Origin of the sequence: Cobetia sp. SIMBA_158, assembly GCF_046566945.1 — a bacterium.
GTDB lineage: Bacteria > Pseudomonadota > Gammaproteobacteria > Pseudomonadales > Halomonadaceae > Cobetia > Cobetia amphilecti.
The window spans coordinates 212,956-229,234 of the sequence record NZ_JAWJYL010000006.1 but is presented as its reverse complement, the minus strand read 5'-3'; the positions used below and the strand labels follow the sequence as shown (position 1 = coordinate 229,234).

The window sequence follows — 16,279 nt, the reverse complement described above, 5'->3', positions numbered from 1 at the left end:
CCGGGCTGGGCCCATGACGGGGTTGGAATTGTTGGTGGTGATCCGGTCGCAAGCGGTGTGGCAGTTCACTCCTCGCCCTGCTCTTCCTTGAGCGTGGCGGCATAGCGGCGGGCGACGTTCTCCCGCGATGCGCTGACGTGGCGCCGCATCAGCAGCTCCGCCAGCTCCTCGTCGCCGGCCTCGATGGCATCGACGATACGGTGGTGCTCGACGAAGGCCTTCTGCGGACGCGAGCCACTGGCGCTGAACTGGGTGCGATACATGCGCACCAGGTAGTAGAGGTCGTCGCAGAGAATCGTCATCAGCATGTGGTTATGGCTGCCGAGGACGATCTGATAGTGGAAGTCGAGATCGCCTTCCTTCTGGAAGTAGGCGGTGCCGGTCTTGAGGTCCGACTGCTGCTCGTGGGTCTTGAGCACGCTGCGCAGCCGCGTGACCTCCTCCTGCGTCATGTGCCGCGCCGCCAGACGCGCGGCCATGCTCTCCAGCGCCTCACGCACGTCGAACAGCTCCAGCAGCTCGGTCATCGAGAGCTTGACCACCCGCGCGCCGACGTGGGGCACGCGCTCGATCAGGCGATGAACCTCGAGGCGACGCATCGCCTCGCGCAGCGGGCCGCGCGAGATGCCATAGGCCTGCGCCAGCCCCGGCTCGGTGATCTTGCTGCCCGGTGCCAGCTCGCCGCGCACGATGGCGTCCTGCAGCTGGTGGAAGACGCGCTCGGCCAGAGTGCGCACCTCAGGCGCCGGAGCACTCGCGGAGGCGGTGTGGCCTGCCTGCTCGGCAGTGGCGCCGCGTGCGAGGCTTCGAGCGGTGGTGGCATTGTGAAAGGCATCGGTGGTCATGGCGGTCAGGCAATCCGGCTGGACAAGGGGCTGAGACAGGACAATGGCGATGAGGGACTTTCAGCACCATTGTCGACAATCATTCAATGACTGCCAGACTAGCCAGCGAGCCTGAGTGGGTCAAGATGCAATCCGCCAAATCCTCTACACCTTTGGCGTAAGAGAGCTGGCATGCGCTGGATAAACGGCTGCCAGAACAAGGCCGAACCGCCTGATACGCCGCCATGCCAGTCTTCCCACGCCGACAGGCCAGAGGCACTCCAGCCGGTAGCGGCCGAGACGAAAGACGCCCCGCCAGCACAGGCTGACGGGGCGTCTTGAGTCTCAATGCCAGACCGTTCATCGGTCGGCTTGTCGACAATCATGCGTTTTATGTGAAGCTGAGCTCCGCGCCGATGCGGCGGGGTTTCTGGAAAGGCAGCGAGTGATCGGTGCCGGGGATTTCCAGCGATTGCCAACCCGCATGACGTTCGGCCAGCAGGCTGTGATAGTCGCGCAGGGTCTGCGGGCTCTTGCCGCCGACCAGGCTGCGTACCTCGCTGCCTGAGGCCAGCACGTCGGCCAGCAGCGCCTCGCGGTCGATCTCGCGCACGGCATGCGTGACACAGTCCAGCGCATTGGCGAAGCCCAGATAGCGATGTGCCAGTCGCGCCACCATCATGCGCTCGGCGCGCGGGTTGCGCGTGCGATGCGGCGAGATGAGATCGAGGAAGGCGGTGATGCCCGCCTCGGGGCTTGAGGCTTCGCGCATGGCGCGCGCCGCCTCGGCGTAGCCGTCACGCACCTTGAGCATGGTGGCGTGGCATTCGCGCTCCAGCAGTGCCGGTTCCAGCAGGCTGATGTCGCCGACCTTCACCTCCGGGCGCTCGGCGCGCAGACGCTGGACGAGACGCATGGCGACCAGCCCGCCGAAGCTGTAGCCGATCAGGTCGAAATGCGTGATGCGCTGGGTCTCGATCAACGCCATCACGTCCTCGACCACCTGCTCGAGGGTGAAAGGAGGCTCGCCGCCCTGCGGTGCCAGCGTCTGCCCCATGCCACGCAGGTCCGGGATGATCAGCTCATCATGGGCCGTGAGATGCCCGACCAGCGGTGCCCAGGTCAGCGTGCCGGCCACGCCCGCGCCGTGCAGCATCAGCAGTCGACGCCCGCCCTGTGCGTCATGCCGCTTGAGACGCTGCCAGAAGATGTTCTGATCGGGACGTGACAGCAGATGTTGGCCATGTTCGAACTCGGGATGCATGCAGGGGCTCCGGTGGGGTGCCAGGGGCTGGGCAAGAGGGCTGGGCGAACGTCAGCACGTGCGTCAGGGCAGTCATCGATGACGGCGCAAGGCGTTCGGAGGCAGGCACCTTAATCAGCGCACGGGAGAACGGCAAGCCGACAAGGCCAGCCCCTCACCGGAATCCGCACGCATGGGCGGACAAAACGCCTTCGGATGCCTAGAATGCCCTGTCCGCCAACGGAAGCTGTCATGACCATCTCGCTCGAAATCAACGCCCTGCCCTACGCCCTCGCCGCCGAGGATGAAGCCTCCACGCTGTCGCGCTTCGCACGCCTGCGCTCACGTCCCGACGCCGTGCTGCTCGACAGCGGCCAGCCGTCGCTGGCCGGTGGCCGCTTCGACATCATCAGCAGCGACCCGCTGGCCGTGCTGGAGCAAGGCCCACACGGCGGCAAGCTCACTGGCCCGCTGCCGGAGTCGATGCGTGACCTGAGCCAGTTCAGTGAAGCGCTGGAGCGCCTCGCCCGCCTGCCGGTGATCGAGGCCCAGCGCCAGCTGCTGACCTTGCTGCCACAGACGCTGGCAGGCGAAGAGCTCGCCCGGCACGACCTGAGCGCCGAGGACCTGCCGTTCATCGCCGGCCTGCTGGGCTACTGGAGCTACGACTTCGGGCGCGCGCTGGAAGACCTGCCTGCCACGACCGAGGACGATATCGCGCTACCCTGGGCACGCCTCGGTCTCTATGACTGGGCATTGATCAGTGACCATCAGCGCCAGCAGAGCTGGCTGATCGCCTCGCCCCAACGGCGCAGACAGGTGCTTGAGTGGCTAGAGCAACCGGCACCGCGCAGCGCAGACTTCGCCCTCGACACCCCCTTCGCGCCACTGCTGGACCGCGCGGGCTACGGCGAACGCTTCCGTCAGGTGATGGAGTATCTGCACGCCGGTGACTGCTATCAGATCAACCTGACCCAGCGCTTCTCCGCCGACTGCAGTGGCGACAGCTGGGATGCCTACCTGCGCCTGCGTCAGGCCACGCCGACACCTTACGCCGGCTATCTGAGCTGGCAGGACGCCCAGGGTGAGGAGATGGCGATCGTCTCCGTCTCGCCGGAGCGCTTCGTCGAGGTCAATCATCGCGCGGTCGAGACCAAGCCGATCAAGGGCACCCGCGCACGCGGCGCGACGCCGGAAGAGGACGCCCGGCTGGCCGCTGAGCTGCTGGAAAGCCCCAAGGATCGCGCCGAGAACGTGATGATCGTCGATCTGCTGCGCAATGACCTGGGCCGCGTCTCCGCGCCCGGCAGCGTCAAGGTGCCCTCACTGTGCGCGCTGGAGAGCTACGCCAACGTGCACCATTCCGTCAGCACCATCACCAGCACCCTGGATGAAGGACGCGATGCGCTGGATCTGCTCGGCGCCGCCTTCCCCGGCGGCTCCATCACCGGCGCGCCCAAGATCCGCGCCATGCAGATCATCGAGGAGCTGGAGCCGGTACGCCGCAGCGCCTATTGCGGCAGCCTCGGCTATCTGGATATCCGCGGCCACATGGATACCTCCATCGCGATCCGCACGGCGGTGATCGCCGAGGGCCAGGTGCATCTGTGGGGCGGCGGCGGTCTGGTCGCCGACTCCGAGGAAGAGGCCGAATACCGCGAGAGCCTGGCCAAGATCCAGCGCCTGATGGAAGCGCTGGGCTGACAGGCGGCGTTATAAGGCGTCATGAGCGCCATAACTCGATGGCATATAACGTTCGAACGAATTCGTATTGGGGAAGCAGTGCCTGCCTTTGATAGGGTAGGCGCATTCCTGCACGTCTCCTTGAGCGCTACCCGCCTCTGCTGATGGTCTTTTCTTGCCATTGATCAGCCCTGCGCCCCGCTCCATCGGACGTGCCCTCGTTCTGGAGACTCCTCATGTCCGATACCTTCGATCTCACCCGCATCAATGCCGAATTCGGCAACGACCCGGAAGCCCTGACCCGCTGGGCCCTGTCGCTGGACAAGCACGCCATCTGCACCACCAACTTCCGTCCCTTCGAGGCGGTGATCCTGCACATGGTGACGCGCTTCCGTCCTGACATCCCGATCGTGTGGATGGACAACGGCTACAACACCGATGCCACCTATCGCTTCGCCGATGAGGTGACGCGCAAGCTGAACCTGAACCGCATCATCTATCTGCCGCAGCGCACTCGCGCCCACCGTGAAGCCGTCGATGGCCTCACGCCGCATATCGATGACCCGCGCCACGAAGCCTTCACCCATGAAGTGAAGCTCGAACCCTTCGAGCGTGCGCTGCGCGAGCTGAACCCCGAGATGTGGTTCACCGCCGTGCGCGCCAGTGACACCGCCTTCCGTGCCGGCATGCAGCCGGTCTCGCTGAACGGCGATGGCCTGATCAAGGTCGCCCCGGTGCTCAACTGGTCATCCAAGCAGATGCACGAGTATCTGGTCGCCCACGACCTGCCCAACGAGTTCGACTACGTCGACCCGACCAAGGCGGAAGACAACCGCGAATGTGGCCTGCACCTGGCACACTGAGCCCTGTGGTTGAAGCTGTGCGCTCGAACCGCCCAGCCAGCAAAAAGCCCGCCTCTCAGGAGGCGGGCTTTTTCATCTGCGCTGTGGCAGATCAGGCGAGCGGCACTCAGTCCACCGACACTCAGCCCACCGGGGCTCAGCGCACCGGCAGCTCGATGTCGTGGAAGATCTCGTGCTCGTGGCGCGGGCCGGCGGCCAGCGCCGCTTCGACACGCTCGCGCGTCAGGTGCGGCGCGAAGCGCTCGACGAATTCGAACATGTAGCTGCGCATGAAGGTGCCGCGACGGATGCCGATCTTGGTCGTGGAGCTCTCGAACAGATGCGTGGCGTCCAGTGCGACCAGGTCCTCATCGGTCACCTCGTCCACCGCCATGTGCGCGACGATGCCGATGCCCATGCCGAGACGCACATAGGTCTTGATGACATCGGCGTCCGAGGCGGTCAGCACCACGTTGGGCGCCAGGCCATGGGACTTGAAGGCATCATCCAGCTGGCTGCGCCCGGTGAAGCCATAGGTGTAGGTGACCAGCGCATAACTGGCCAGCGACTCGAGGGTCAGTTCCTCGCCATTGGCCAGCGGATGATCCTTGGGCACCAGCACGCAGCGGTTCCAGCGATAGCACGGCAGCAGGATGAGGTCGTTGAACAGCTCCAGCGACTCGGTGCAGATGGCGAAATCGGCCTGACCTTCACTGACCATGTTGGCGATCTGCTTCGGCGTGCCCTGCTGCATGTGCAGCGCGACATCCGGGTACTTGCGCGTGAAATCGGCGATCACCGGTGGCAAGGCATAACGCGCCTGGGTGTGCGTGGTGGCGATCGACAGGCTGCCGCGACGGTCGTCACTGTGCTCCTGGGCAACGTGCTTGATGTTCTCCACCGTGCGCAGCACCTGGCTTGCCAGCTCGACGATGGACTCGCCGGCCGGGGTCACCCGCGTCAGATGCTTGCCACTGCGTGCGAAGATTTCGACGCCAAGCTCATCTTCCAGCAGACGAATCTGCTTGGAAATGCCCGGCTGGGAGGTATACAGACTTTGCGCGGTGGCGGACACGTTCAGGTTGTGACGGGTGACTTCCCAGATATAACGCAACTGCTGGAGTTTCATGCGGCTTCACTCTCCTGAGAAGCACCATCGACGCGACGCGGCGTGACAGTGGCCCGGACATGGCCGGTCACCTTGCTAAGATGATCGGGCGATAAAATCATGAATAATGATTCCTTTCGGGAATATACGCTCAAGAGTAGATTGGCGACAGTAACCTGACAAGGGGGTAGGTAGGGATGGAAGTCACACAACTGCTGCTATACGTGCTGGCAGGCGCCGGAGTGGGTTTCGCGGTCGGTGTCACTGGCGTGGGCGGCGGCTCGCTGATGACGCCCCTATTGTTGATGTTCGGCTTCCCGCCGCACATCGCCGTGGGCACCGACCTGCTCTATGCCTCCATTACCAAGGCGGGCGGCGCCTTCGCGCACCATCGCCAGGGCCATGTGGACTGGACCATCGCCCGGCGCCTGGCCATCGGCTCGCTGCCGGCGGCGCTGTTGACGATTGCGGTCCTGCATACCTTCTTCACTGACCCCACCGCCTACGCGGGCCTGATCAAGGGCATGCTGGGCGTGATGTTGATCCTCACCGCCGGCGTGCTGCTGTTCAAGAAGCGCCTGCTGGGGCTGATCAGCCCGGAAAGCTTCATCGTGCGCCACGCGGCACCGCTGACCGTACTTTCCGGCATCGTGCTCGGCGTGTGCGTCACCCTGTCCTCCGTGGGTGCCGGCGCCTTCGGTGCTGCCGTGCTGATCATGCTGTTCCCGCTGTTGAGCACCGCGCGCATCGTCGGCACCGATATCGCTCACGCGGTCCCGCTGACCCTGGTCGCGGGACTGGGCCACCTGTGGCTGGGCAACGTCGACTTCCTGTTGCTCGGCGCATTGCTGGTCGGCTCACTGCCCGCCATCAGCCTGGGCGCACGCCTGACACGCCACATGCCCAGCGGCCTGCTGCAGGGCCTGCTGACGACACTGCTGCTGGGGCTGGGCATCCGTTACGCCTTCTTCTGAGCTCTCCTTGTTGCGGGATCCTTCGCATAGGCAATACCAAAGTCGGGGCAGGCAATCCACATTGCCTGCCCCGTTGCTATTCCCTCAAACCAATAAAACAGCTATAAAAACACTAGCGATCATAACCCCGTGCTATTGAGCCGATGGACAATGCCCATTTGTCAGTGATGCAAAGTGGCGCTACCATCGGACGCAGCCTGCATGTCCGGCAATGCCGCAGACAGCGAAACGAATCCCCTGGAGAAACAAGATGTCCAATCACGTCGATGTCACCGGCGCCAACTTCGAACAGGAAGTTCTCAACGCTGAAGCCCCGGTCCTGCTGAAGTTCTGGGCCCCGTGGTGTGGTCCGTGCAAGATGATGGCGCCGGTCGTCGAAGAAGTCGCCAACGAGAAAGGCGAAGGCCTGAAGATCGTCAACGTCAATGTCGATGACGCGCCGGAAATCGCTGCCGAGCAAGGCGTGCGTGGCGTGCCGACCGTGATCCTGTTCAAGTCCGGCGCCAAGGTCGCCTCTCTGGTCGGTGCCCAGTCCAAGGGTCAGCTGAGCCAGTTCATCGAGCAGAACCTCTGAGTCGACTTGCTGACAGGTGACTGCCCGCCAGCCACCGCGCACTGATTCGATAACCAAAGGCCCCGTCACGCACAGCGTGACGGGGCCTTTGGCATTCTGACAGCGGGTCATCCACGCAGAGCTGGCTCGCGGGTCATTCCTCCGCCAAGCGTCTACGACGGCGAATCCGGCGCACGGAGGGGCCCAGCAGACGCGCCGCCCAGCGCGTGCCCGGGTGCGAGTCGAAGGCGATCTTGAGCGTCATGGTGATCGGCACCGACAACAGCATGCCCACCGGCCCGAACACCCAGCCCCACACCACCAGCGACAGGAAGGCGGCCAGCGTCGACAGCCCCAGGGTGCGCCCCATCACGCGCGGTTCGATCAAGTTGCCGAGAATGAAGTTGATCGCCAGATAACAGCCGCCCAGCATCAGCGCCTTGACCGCGCCCCCCTCCGGCATCACCAGCGTCAGCAACACCGCAGGCACCGCGGCCAGCGCCGAGCCGATGTTGGGGATGTAGTTGAGGCAGAAGGCCAGCGTGGCCCACAGGAAGGCGAACTCCACATCGAGCACCAGACAGCTGATCGCGACCAGTCCCCCGGTCACGAGGCTGATCAAGGTCTTGACCGCCAGATAGCGGCGCAGCGTCAGCGAGAACAGCGTGAAGCGGCGCAGGCTGACATGCGGGCTGCGCAGCGTGCTGACCAGCTTGTCGCGCAGTGACAATGCCTCATAGAGCAGGAAGGTGGCCGTCAGCACGATGATCACGCTCGAGGACAGAAGCCCCCCCAGCCCGGTCAGCAGGTTCGGCACCCACTGGGTCAACGAGGCCGGATCGACCAGCTCGCTGAAACGGGCCGGCGCGATGGATACGCCGCTGTCCGCCAGCCATTCCAGCATGCTCTGATACTGTTCGCGCAGGCTCTCCTCAAGCTTGGGCATCTCATCGCTGAACAGGGTGAAGCGCGAGACCAGCAGCGCCGTCAGCGACGAGAACAGCACACAGACCGTCAGGATGACGATCGGCACTCCGAAGCGTTGCCCGATACCGTGACGGGCCAGCCAGCGCACCGGCGCATCGCAGACCGCGGCGACGAACACCGCCAGCAGCAGCGGCACCACCAGGTCCGCCGCCAGCTTGAGGCCGCCGATGATGATGACCACTGCGGCCATGCCGACCAGCAAGGGGTGAATCTCCAGCGCGCGGCGCACGTTGGGCGCATGGCGAGAACGTCCGGAGCGTTCGAGCGCCTCCTGCTGACGCTCGTCGCGTGGCACCTGCATGCGTGTCACGGCCTCCTCGATGGAAGTGCCCTCACTGACGCTGCGTGGCTCGCCAACGCTATCGTCGGGCGCTTGCGCATCGGCCATCTGCGCCTCGGGCGGCACTTCCTCGTGTCGCGATCTTTCGTCAGGCGTATCGTTCGCGTGCATCCTGCGCCACCTATCCTGTCAGTGCTTGCCATCAGTACTTGCCATCAGTACATGCCATAAGTACTTGCGCGTCACTGCCCCGCGGGCTCCTCGGGACAGCCTTCGATGCGCCTATCTTGGGCGCATGCCTGTCACAAGCCAAGACTGAAACGAGATTGATTGCTCGTGTCGGGAAAAACTCCTGCCTGACACCAAGCGCACAAAAAATGGGGAGACCGAAGTCTCCCCAAGGGTACCGAGTCAGAGCGCACTGACTGGAGGCATAAGACACGACTGTTGCCGATACATCGAACTGCTGAGTCTTGAAACTGCTGTCAGGCTTGAAGCCATTATCAGATCTCGAAGCCGCTGCCGAAGCCTTCCACCGTCGGCGCCATCAGCGTCTCGCCACCGGCGCGCATCATCGCGGCATGGCCTTGCGTGCGCGGCAGGATGCGCTGGAAGTAGAAGCGCGCGGTATCCAGCTTGGCCTGATAGAAGGCAGCGTCCCCTTCGCCAGCCGCCAGCGCGGCCCTGGCCGTCTCACCGGCCCGCGCCCACAGGTAGCCCAGCGTGACGTAACCGGCATACATCAGGTAATCGACACTGGCCGCGCCGACCGCTTCGCGGTCCTGCATCGCGCCCATGCCCACCGCCATGGTCAACTCGCCCCATTCGCGGTTGAGCTCGGCGAGCGGATTGGCAAACTCGCTGCCTTCGCTGGCCTGGCAGAACTTGTGGATCTCCTTGGTGAAGACCTTGAGCGATTCGCCCTGGCTCATCAGGATCTTGCGGCCCAGCAGGTCCAGCGCCTGGATACCGGTGGTGCCTTCATAGAGCAGGGTGATGCGCGCATCGCGCACGAACTGCTCCATGCCCCATTCCTGAATGAAGCCGTGGCCGCCATAGACCTGCACGCCATGATTGGTCGCCTCGAAGCCGGTCTCGGTCAGGAAGGCCTTGACGATGGGCGTCAGCAGGCCGAGCAAGGTATCGGCACGCGCCTTGTCTTCGCTGTCCGGGGCATTCTCGACGATGTCATTGAACTGGGCGGCGTACATCACCAGCATGCGCCCGCCCTCGGCGATGGCCTTCTGGGTCAGCAGCATGCGGCGCACGTCCGGATGCACGATGATCGGGTCGGCCGCCTTCTCCGGCGCCTTGGCACCAGACAGGGCACGCATCTGCAGGCGGTCACGCGCATAGCTCAGCGCATTCTGGAAGCTGGCCTCGGCCAGCGCCACGCCCTGGATCCCCACGCCGAGACGCGCGGCATTCATCATGGTGAACATGCAGGCCAGTCCCTTGTGCGGCGGGCCGACCAGATAGCCTGTGGCGGAATCGAAGTTCATCACGCAGGTCGCGTTGCCGTGAATGCCCATCTTGTGCTCGATGGAGCCACAGCTGACACCGTTGCGCTCACCGGCCTCGCCATTGGCGTCGGGCAGGAACTTGGGCACCACGAACAGCGAGATGCCACGCGAGCCTTCCGGAGCATCCGGCAGCTTGGCCAGCACCAGGTGCACGATGTTCTCGGAAAGATCGTGCTCACCGGCCGAGATGAAGATCTTGGTGCCGCTGATGCGGTAGCCCTTGCTGCCATCGCTGTCATCCAGAGGCACGGCGCGGGTCTTGATCAGCCCAAGGTCCGTGCCGCAATGCGGTTCGGTCAGGCACATGGTGCCAGTCCAGCTGCCTTCGACCAGCTTGGTCAGATAGGTCTGCTTGAGCACCTCGCTGCCGTGATGCTCGAGTGCATTCATCGCGCCATGCGACAGGCCCGGATACATGCCCCACGACAGGTTGGCGGAGGCGACCATTTCCGAGAGCACCATCGCCAGTGACGGCGGCAGACCCTGACCACCATGCTCCGGTGAGGCAGCCAGGCTCGGCCAGCCGCCCTCGACATACTGCTGATAGGCAGCCTTGAAGCCGCTCGGCGCCGTGACCTCGCCGCCCTCGAAGGTACAGCCCTCGCGGTCGCCCGACTGGTTCAGCGGCGTCAGCACCTCGTGCGCGAAGCGTGCGCCCTCCTCGAGGATGGCAGTCACGATATCGTCGCTGGCCTCATCGCCACCCGGCAGGCTGGCATAGTGCGCGGGATAGTCGAGCAACTCATTCATCACGAAGCGGATGTCGCGCAACGGCGCCTGATAGTCCGGCATGCTTTACTCCTTGAGCCGTCGCGACGCGGCGGCGCTGACCTGAACAACGACAGGTGGCGGCAGGACGCTTGTCAGGCGGCGCAACACTCACTCGAGCAATGAAGAAGCGAGTCGCTGACGGCGAACAGGTCTGACGCAACACTATCAAACATGTGTTTGAAATTAACGCCTCCTTCGCCATACCGTCAAGCGGTCGTTTGATTTCTGGCCTGCGACATTGGTGGCAAGCCCTGCCTCCAGGCCGCGCCGCGCGCACGGCAGGCACAAAAAGACACACACTAAAAACAGACACAAAAAAGCCCGACCGCAGCCGCGGTCGAGCAATATCTCCCCCAGAGATAACCTGTCCTGCAAGATTCCTTGTGTACCGTGCTCTCTCCCGAGAGCCGATCCAGAGAGCCCGATCCAGAGAGCCCGATCCAGACGATAAAGGCCTTGCCCGCCAGCCTCAGGCCATGCGAATGCTGCCATCGAGGCGGATCACCTCACCGTTGAGCATGCTGTTGGTGATGATGTGCTCGGCCAGACGCGCGAATTCATCGGGCTTGCCCAGACGCTTGGGAAACGGCACCGCCTCGCACAGCGCTTCGCGAGCCGACTCCGTGATGCCGGCCATCATCGGTGTCTCGAACACGCCGGGCGCAATCGCCATCACGCGAATGCCATGGCGTGCCAGCTCACGTGCCATCGGCAGCGTCATGCCGGCGACCCCGGCCTTGGAGGCGCTATAGGCACACTGCCCCACCTGGCCATCGAAGGCCGCGACCGAGGCGGTATTGAGAATGATGCCCCGCTCGCCGTCCTCGCCTTCGGCGGCATTGCGCGCCATGCGTGCCGCCGTCAGGCGCGCCACGTTGAAGGTGCCGCTCAGATTGATCGCCAGCGTCTTCTCGAAGCCCTCCAGCGGAGCAGGCTCGCCGTCACGGTCCACCAGCTTGGCGACGCTCACCACACCGGCACAGTGGATCACCCCATGAATGGCACCGAAGGTCTGCTCCGCGACATCCAGCGCGGCCTCGACACTGGCGCTGTCGGTGATGTCGCAATGACAGAAGCGTGCCGCCTCCCCCAGCGCATCGGCCTGTTCACGTGCGGCCTCGGCAAGGTCCGCCAGCACCACCTGGCCGCCGGCCGCGACGATACGTGAGGCCGTGGCGGCCCCGAGGCCGGATGCTGCGCCGGTGATCAGAAAGCAGTGGTCGGCGATCTTCATGAAACGAGTCTCCCGAAAGGTGATGGCAGGAAAGGTGATGAGAGCCAGGTGTTGACAGACCTGTGGTAACAGGCGCGTGGTAACAGGCGCGTGGTAACAGGCGCGTGGTAACAGGCGCGTGGTAACAGGCGCGTGGTAACAGACAAGCCCCGTCGGATAGCCGGCCGTGCCTGAAAGCCAGGTATATGGCTTGGTATTCAGCTCGCACGCGCCTGCGCCCGCAGCAGGAAACGCTGGATCTTGCCCGACGGCGTCTTGGGCAGGCTGTCGACGAAGTCGATCTCGCGCGGATAGCTGTGCGCCGAGAGTCGCTGACGCACACTGGTGCGAATTTCCTCCGCCAGCTCGTCACTGCCGACATGGCCATCGCGCAGCACCACATAGGCCTTGATGATCTCGCCACGCAGCGCATCCGGCTTGCCGACCGCCGCCGATTCCGCCACCGCCGGATGTACCAGCACAGCGTTCTCGACATCCGCCGGGCCGACGCGATAGCCCGCGGTGGTGATGATGTCGTCATCACGCCCGGCAAAGGTGAAGCGGCCATCGGGCTCTGCCACCACCACGTCTCCAGTCAGGTAATAGCCCTCGACGCAGGGCTGTTTCTCCTGCCAGGTGTAGCCGGCGAAGAAGTGCGCGGGCGAGCGGGCGATATCCACCGCCAGCACACCCGGCTCGCCCGGCGGCAGTTCACGATACTCGGCATCGAGCACGGCGAGTCGATAGCCGGGCAGCGGGAAGCCGACACTGCCGACCACGACCTCATGGGCCAGCGCGTGATGATTGCAGCAGGTCATGCCGGTCTCGGTCTGACCGTAATGGTCCATCACCGCACAGCCCAGCTCCCGCGCGACCCAGCCCACCACCTCGGTGTTGAGGGGCTCGCCGGCGGAGCTTGCGACCCGCAGGTTCAGGCGCTCGAAGGCGCCTTCACCGAGCCCGGAGGCCTTGAGCATGCGATAGGCCGTGGGCGCGGCCGCGAAATTGTCGATGCGGTGACGCTCCATGAAGGCCAGACCGCCTTCTGCACTGAACGGCGCCTGCATGAAGTAGGTGGTGGCACCCAGCAACAGCGGGCCGGTGATGGCGTAGTAGAGGCCGTAGGCCCAGCCGGGATCGGCCATGTTCCAGAAGCGCTCGCCGGGGCGCAGGTCCACCGCCAGGCGTTGATAGAGCCAGAAGGCAGGCAGCGCATTCAGCGCCACCGCCACGCCCTTGGGCTTGCCGACCGTGCCGGAGGTGAACATCTGCAGGAAGGGCGCCTCCGCCGGAAGCCACACTGGCGGCTCGGTCAGTGGCTCGCTCTGCATCAATGTCTGCCAGTCGAGATCGCCCGCCTCCAGCGCATCTCCCTCACCGCGCACGCAGATGATCACGGGATGGCGGGCAAGCTCAGTGAACTTGCTGCGCTGGCTCGTCTCGGTGATCACGATCTGCGTCTCGGCGCGCGCCAGGCGATAGTCGAGCGCATCGGTGCCGAAGGCGGTGAACAGCGGCTGATAGACGGCGCCCAACCGCCAGGTCGCGGCCAGCGCGATCATCAGCTCCGGCGTGCGCGACAGCATGCAGGCGACCCGCTGCCCCGCCATCACGCCCTGTGCCTTCAAGGCAGCCGCCATCCGCGCGCTCTGCTCATCGAGCTGTGCGTAACTCAGCTCACGCACCCGGCCCTGTTCGTCTTCGTGGACCAGCGCGATACGATCGCCCTGCCCGGCGCGCAGATGACGCCCGACACACGCCTCATAGGCATTGCCGAGCTCGCCCTCGCCGTCGAGCGGCGTGGTGAACAATTCATCGCGCAGTGCCTGGATATCGAAGGCGGCCAGATAATCGCTCAGCGTCTGGCTGGCGGCGGGTTGCATGGCGTGTGAATTCGCAGATGTAGCAGAGGCGGCGCGTGACGTGCGGTTTGTTGTTGTATCGCTTGGCGTCATGGCGTGACTGGCTCCTGAGTGGTGCTCCGGGGCGATGTGAGATGACTGGGCGCCATCCATCTACAGTTAACGTAAACGTCAAGTTAGCGACAAGCCTGTCGGGCGGCAAGCATTGTGACGCTCGACTGGCCAAAAGTTGCAGACGCCGTGTAACGGACGGCGTGTAACGCACGCTGCGTAGCAGAGGCCGTGTAACCCACGCTGCGTAGCAGAGGCCGTGTAACCCACGCTCGCTCAGGGCAGACGACACAGGCTATCGACCAGCGCTTCGGCCAGCTCATCGGGGGAGCGCTCTCCCTCGGGGCGATACCAGCGTACCGTCCAGTTGAGCGCGCCGAGCATGAACTGGCGCAGCAGCGCGGCGTCGCCCTTGAGCAGCCCTGCGGCCACGGCGGAGGCGATGGCGTCACGCCACAGGTCCTCGTAGTCATCGCGCAGCTGGACGAGATGCTCGCGCGCCGGGCCCTCCAGCCGCCGCCACTCATAGAGCGCGACCACATGGGCATTGCGATCGGTGAGCAGCGTGTCCAGATGTGCACGCGCCAGGGCCAGCAGTCGCTCACGCGCCTGCTGCTGCGATGCCGCCGAGGCGGTCACTTCGCTTGCCTGGTACGGCTCGCAGCGCGCCAGATGCTCACGGGCGATGGCCAGTGCACTGAACATGCCCTCTTCGATCACGGCGCACAGAATTTCCTGCTTGTCGGCGAAGTGATGGAAGAGACTGCCGGACTTGATGCCCATTTCCTGGGCCAGCATGCGGACGGTGGTGCGATCGAAACCCTCCTCGACGAACAGGCGGGCAGCGATACGGACCAGCTCCTTGCGACGGGGTGAGGCGGTGGCTACATTCATCGTATAACTAGCGCTTGCTTGGTTTATGGGATTGAATGGATCAAAGCATAGCCACGCAGTGATCACAACGCCGACTGCACGACTCGATCTTCCAATAACAAGACACAGGAGACCGTCATGACGACTGCTTCCCGCACTACGCCAAGCCCCGCCGCCAGCGCCGATGACATCGTGATTCTCGCCGGCGCCCGCACGCCGATGGGTGGCCTCAAGGGCTCACTCTCGACGCTGAGCGCGCCACAGCTCGCCGCCGTGGCCATCAAGGCGGCCATCGAACGCGCAGGCCTCACGCCTGCCGATGTCGACGAAGGCATCTTCGGCTGCGTGCTGCCCGCCGGCGTCAAGCAGGGCCCGGCGCGGCAGGCCATGCGTCAGGCCGGCGTGCCGGACAGCATCGGCGCCACCACCATCAACAAGCTGTGCGGTTCCGGCATGAAGGCCACCATGCTGGCGCATGACCTGATTCGCGCAGGCACCAACCGCATCATGCTGGCCGGCGGGATGGAATCGATGTCCAACGCCCCGCACCTGCTCACCCAGGCGCGTGGCGGCTATCGCCTCGGCCATGGCGAGCTGAAGGACCACATGTTCTTCGATGGGCTGGAAGACGCCGAGACAGGCAAGCTGATGGGCGTGTTCGCCCAGGAAGTGGCCGATGCCCGCGGCTATGACCGCCAGCGCATGGACGACTTCGCCATCGAATCGCTCAGGCGCGCCATGACGGCCACCGAATCGGGGGATATCGCACCGGAAATCGCCGCCGTCACGGTCAAGAGCCGCAAGGGCGAGAGCGTGGTCGAGCAGGATGAGCAGCCCTTCCAGGCCAATCTCGACAAGATTCCCACTCTGCGCCCGGCCTTCGCCAAGGACGGCACCATCACCGCCGCCAATGCCAGCTCCATCTCCGATGGCGCCTCGGCACTGGTGCTGACGCGCCGTGATGAAGCCGAACGGCGCGGGCTAGCCGTCAAGGCGCGTATCCTCGGTCACAGCACCCACTCCCAGCACCCCAGCGAATTCACGCTGGCGCCCATCGGCGCCATCGACTCGCTGATGAAGCGCCTGGAATGGACCACAGAAGACGTCGACCTGTTCGAAATCAACGAGGCCTTCGCGGTGGTCACCCTGCTGGCGATGGATGCCCATGACATCCCGCATGACAAGGTCAATGTCTTCGGCGGCGCCTGCGCCCAGGGGCATCCGGTGGGCTCCACCGGCTCGCGCATCATCGTCACGCTGATCAACGCGCTGGAGCGCCGCGGCAAGAAGCGCGGCATCGCGGCGCTGTGCATCGGTGGCGGCGAAGCCACCGCGATCGCCGTCGAACTGGAAGGCTGATCCGCCAGCAGACACTGAGCCAACCTGATGCTTGAAACGACACGAGGCCCGGATCATTGATCCGGGCCTCGTGTCGTCGTGCGGCCTGCAATGCTCTCAGGCAACGATCAGGGGCTCAGCCTTCCGAGCCCTG

The 16,279-nt window shown here is 64.6% G+C and carries 13 protein-coding genes; 5 read left to right on the top strand and 8 right to left on the bottom strand.

Features of this window, described 5'->3' with window-relative positions:
- Positions 1 to 65 precede the first annotated feature (65 nt).
- Positions 66 to 845, bottom strand: a complete 780-nt coding sequence (locus tag R2R70_RS11710; RefSeq protein ID WP_107335487.1) for a GntR family transcriptional regulator — start codon at positions 843 to 845, stop codon at positions 66 to 68.
- Between the two features lie 370 nt (positions 846 to 1,215).
- Positions 1,216 to 2,088 carry an alpha/beta fold hydrolase gene (locus R2R70_RS11705; RefSeq protein WP_107335488.1) on the bottom strand — a complete coding sequence of 291 codons (873 nt, stop codon included), beginning with the start codon at positions 2,086 to 2,088 and terminating at the stop codon, positions 1,216 to 1,218.
- Between the two features lie 231 nt (positions 2,089 to 2,319).
- On the opposite strand from R2R70_RS11705, the gene pabB reads away from it, so the two are divergent.
- Positions 2,320 to 3,771, top strand: a complete 1,452-nt coding sequence (gene pabB / locus R2R70_RS11700; RefSeq protein WP_131431311.1) for an aminodeoxychorismate synthase component I — start codon at positions 2,320 to 2,322, stop codon at positions 3,769 to 3,771.
- 215 nt (positions 3,772 to 3,986) lie between these two features.
- Complete coding sequence (locus R2R70_RS11695) at positions 3,987 to 4,613, top strand: phosphoadenosine phosphosulfate reductase family protein (RefSeq protein ID WP_131431310.1); 627 nt, start codon at positions 3,987 to 3,989, stop codon at positions 4,611 to 4,613.
- A gap of 136 nt (positions 4,614 to 4,749) precedes the next feature.
- Here the strand turns inward: R2R70_RS11695 and cysB are convergent, their stop codons facing one another.
- Positions 4,750 to 5,721, bottom strand: a complete 972-nt coding sequence (gene cysB, locus R2R70_RS11690; RefSeq protein WP_410978058.1) for an HTH-type transcriptional regulator CysB — start codon at positions 5,719 to 5,721, stop codon at positions 4,750 to 4,752.
- 176 nt (positions 5,722 to 5,897) lie between these two features.
- Here cysB and R2R70_RS11685 point away from each other — a divergent pair, with 176 nt between their 5' ends.
- Positions 5,898 to 6,674 (top strand): sulfite exporter TauE/SafE family protein, encoded by a 777-nt coding sequence (locus R2R70_RS11685; protein ID WP_043333970.1) that lies wholly within the window; start codon positions 5,898 to 5,900, stop codon positions 6,672 to 6,674.
- Positions 6,675 to 6,924: 250 nt separating this feature from the next.
- A complete protein-coding gene (gene trxA / locus R2R70_RS11680; RefSeq protein WP_043333971.1) occupies positions 6,925 to 7,248 on the top strand; it encodes a thioredoxin in 324 nt (107 codons plus the stop codon).
- A 133-nt stretch (positions 7,249 to 7,381) separates the two neighbouring features.
- On the opposite strand, the gene R2R70_RS11675 is transcribed toward trxA, so the two are convergent.
- The 5 genes from R2R70_RS11675 to R2R70_RS11655 form a co-directional block, all read right to left on the bottom strand.
- The gene (locus tag R2R70_RS11675) at positions 7,382 to 8,665 is read right to left on the bottom strand and encodes an AI-2E family transporter (protein WP_284892676.1); all 1,284 of its coding nucleotides are present in this window, start codon (positions 8,663 to 8,665) and stop codon (positions 7,382 to 7,384) included.
- A 332-nt stretch (positions 8,666 to 8,997) separates the two neighbouring features.
- Positions 8,998 to 10,809, bottom strand: coding sequence for an acyl-CoA dehydrogenase C-terminal domain-containing protein (locus tag R2R70_RS11670; RefSeq protein ID WP_410978057.1), 1,812 nt, complete (start codon positions 10,807 to 10,809; stop codon positions 8,998 to 9,000).
- Positions 10,810 to 11,257: 448 nt separating this feature from the next.
- Entirely contained in the window at positions 11,258 to 12,022 is a 765-nt protein-coding gene (locus R2R70_RS11665) for an SDR family NAD(P)-dependent oxidoreductase (protein ID WP_410978056.1), read from the bottom strand.
- A 197-nt stretch (positions 12,023 to 12,219) separates the two neighbouring features.
- Positions 12,220 to 13,884, bottom strand: coding sequence for an AMP-binding protein (locus R2R70_RS11660; RefSeq protein WP_410978055.1), 1,665 nt, complete (start codon positions 13,882 to 13,884; stop codon positions 12,220 to 12,222).
- A 306-nt stretch (positions 13,885 to 14,190) separates the two neighbouring features.
- The gene (locus tag R2R70_RS11655) at positions 14,191 to 14,808 is read right to left on the bottom strand and encodes a TetR/AcrR family transcriptional regulator (RefSeq protein WP_043333975.1); all 618 of its coding nucleotides are present in this window, start codon (positions 14,806 to 14,808) and stop codon (positions 14,191 to 14,193) included.
- A 117-nt stretch (positions 14,809 to 14,925) separates the two neighbouring features.
- On the opposite strand from R2R70_RS11655, the gene R2R70_RS11650 reads away from it, so the two are divergent.
- Entirely contained in the window at positions 14,926 to 16,146 is a 1,221-nt protein-coding gene (locus R2R70_RS11650; protein ID WP_107335493.1) for an acetyl-CoA C-acyltransferase, read from the top strand.
- Positions 16,147 to 16,279: the final 133 nt, after the last annotated feature.

Coding starts and splice junctions, on each gene's coding strand:
- trxA (WP_043333971.1), top strand. CDS start 6,925: ATGTCCAATCACGTCGATGTCACCGGCGCCAACTTCGAACAGGAAGTT.
- R2R70_RS11710 (WP_107335487.1), bottom strand. CDS start 845: ATGACCACCGATGCCTTTCACAATGCCACCACCGCTCGAAGCCTCGCA.
- cysB (WP_410978058.1), bottom strand. CDS start 5,721: ATGAAACTCCAGCAGTTGCGTTATATCTGGGAAGTCACCCGTCACAAC.
- R2R70_RS11675 (WP_284892676.1), bottom strand. CDS start 8,665: ATGCACGCGAACGATACGCCTGACGAAAGATCGCGACACGAGGAAGTG.
- R2R70_RS11695 (WP_131431310.1), top strand. CDS start 3,987: ATGTCCGATACCTTCGATCTCACCCGCATCAATGCCGAATTCGGCAAC.
- R2R70_RS11660 (WP_410978055.1), bottom strand. CDS start 13,884: ATGCAACCCGCCGCCAGCCAGACGCTGAGCGATTATCTGGCCGCCTTC.
- R2R70_RS11670 (WP_410978057.1), bottom strand. CDS start 10,809: ATGCCGGACTATCAGGCGCCGTTGCGCGACATCCGCTTCGTGATGAAT.
- R2R70_RS11665 (WP_410978056.1), bottom strand. CDS start 12,022: ATGAAGATCGCCGACCACTGCTTTCTGATCACCGGCGCAGCATCCGGC.
- R2R70_RS11650 (WP_107335493.1), top strand. CDS start 14,926: ATGACGACTGCTTCCCGCACTACGCCAAGCCCCGCCGCCAGCGCCGAT.
- pabB (WP_131431311.1), top strand. CDS start 2,320: ATGACCATCTCGCTCGAAATCAACGCCCTGCCCTACGCCCTCGCCGCC.
- R2R70_RS11705 (WP_107335488.1), bottom strand. CDS start 2,088: ATGCATCCCGAGTTCGAACATGGCCAACATCTGCTGTCACGTCCCGAT.
- R2R70_RS11685 (WP_043333970.1), top strand. CDS start 5,898: ATGGAAGTCACACAACTGCTGCTATACGTGCTGGCAGGCGCCGGAGTG.
- R2R70_RS11655 (WP_043333975.1), bottom strand. CDS start 14,808: ATGAATGTAGCCACCGCCTCACCCCGTCGCAAGGAGCTGGTCCGTATC.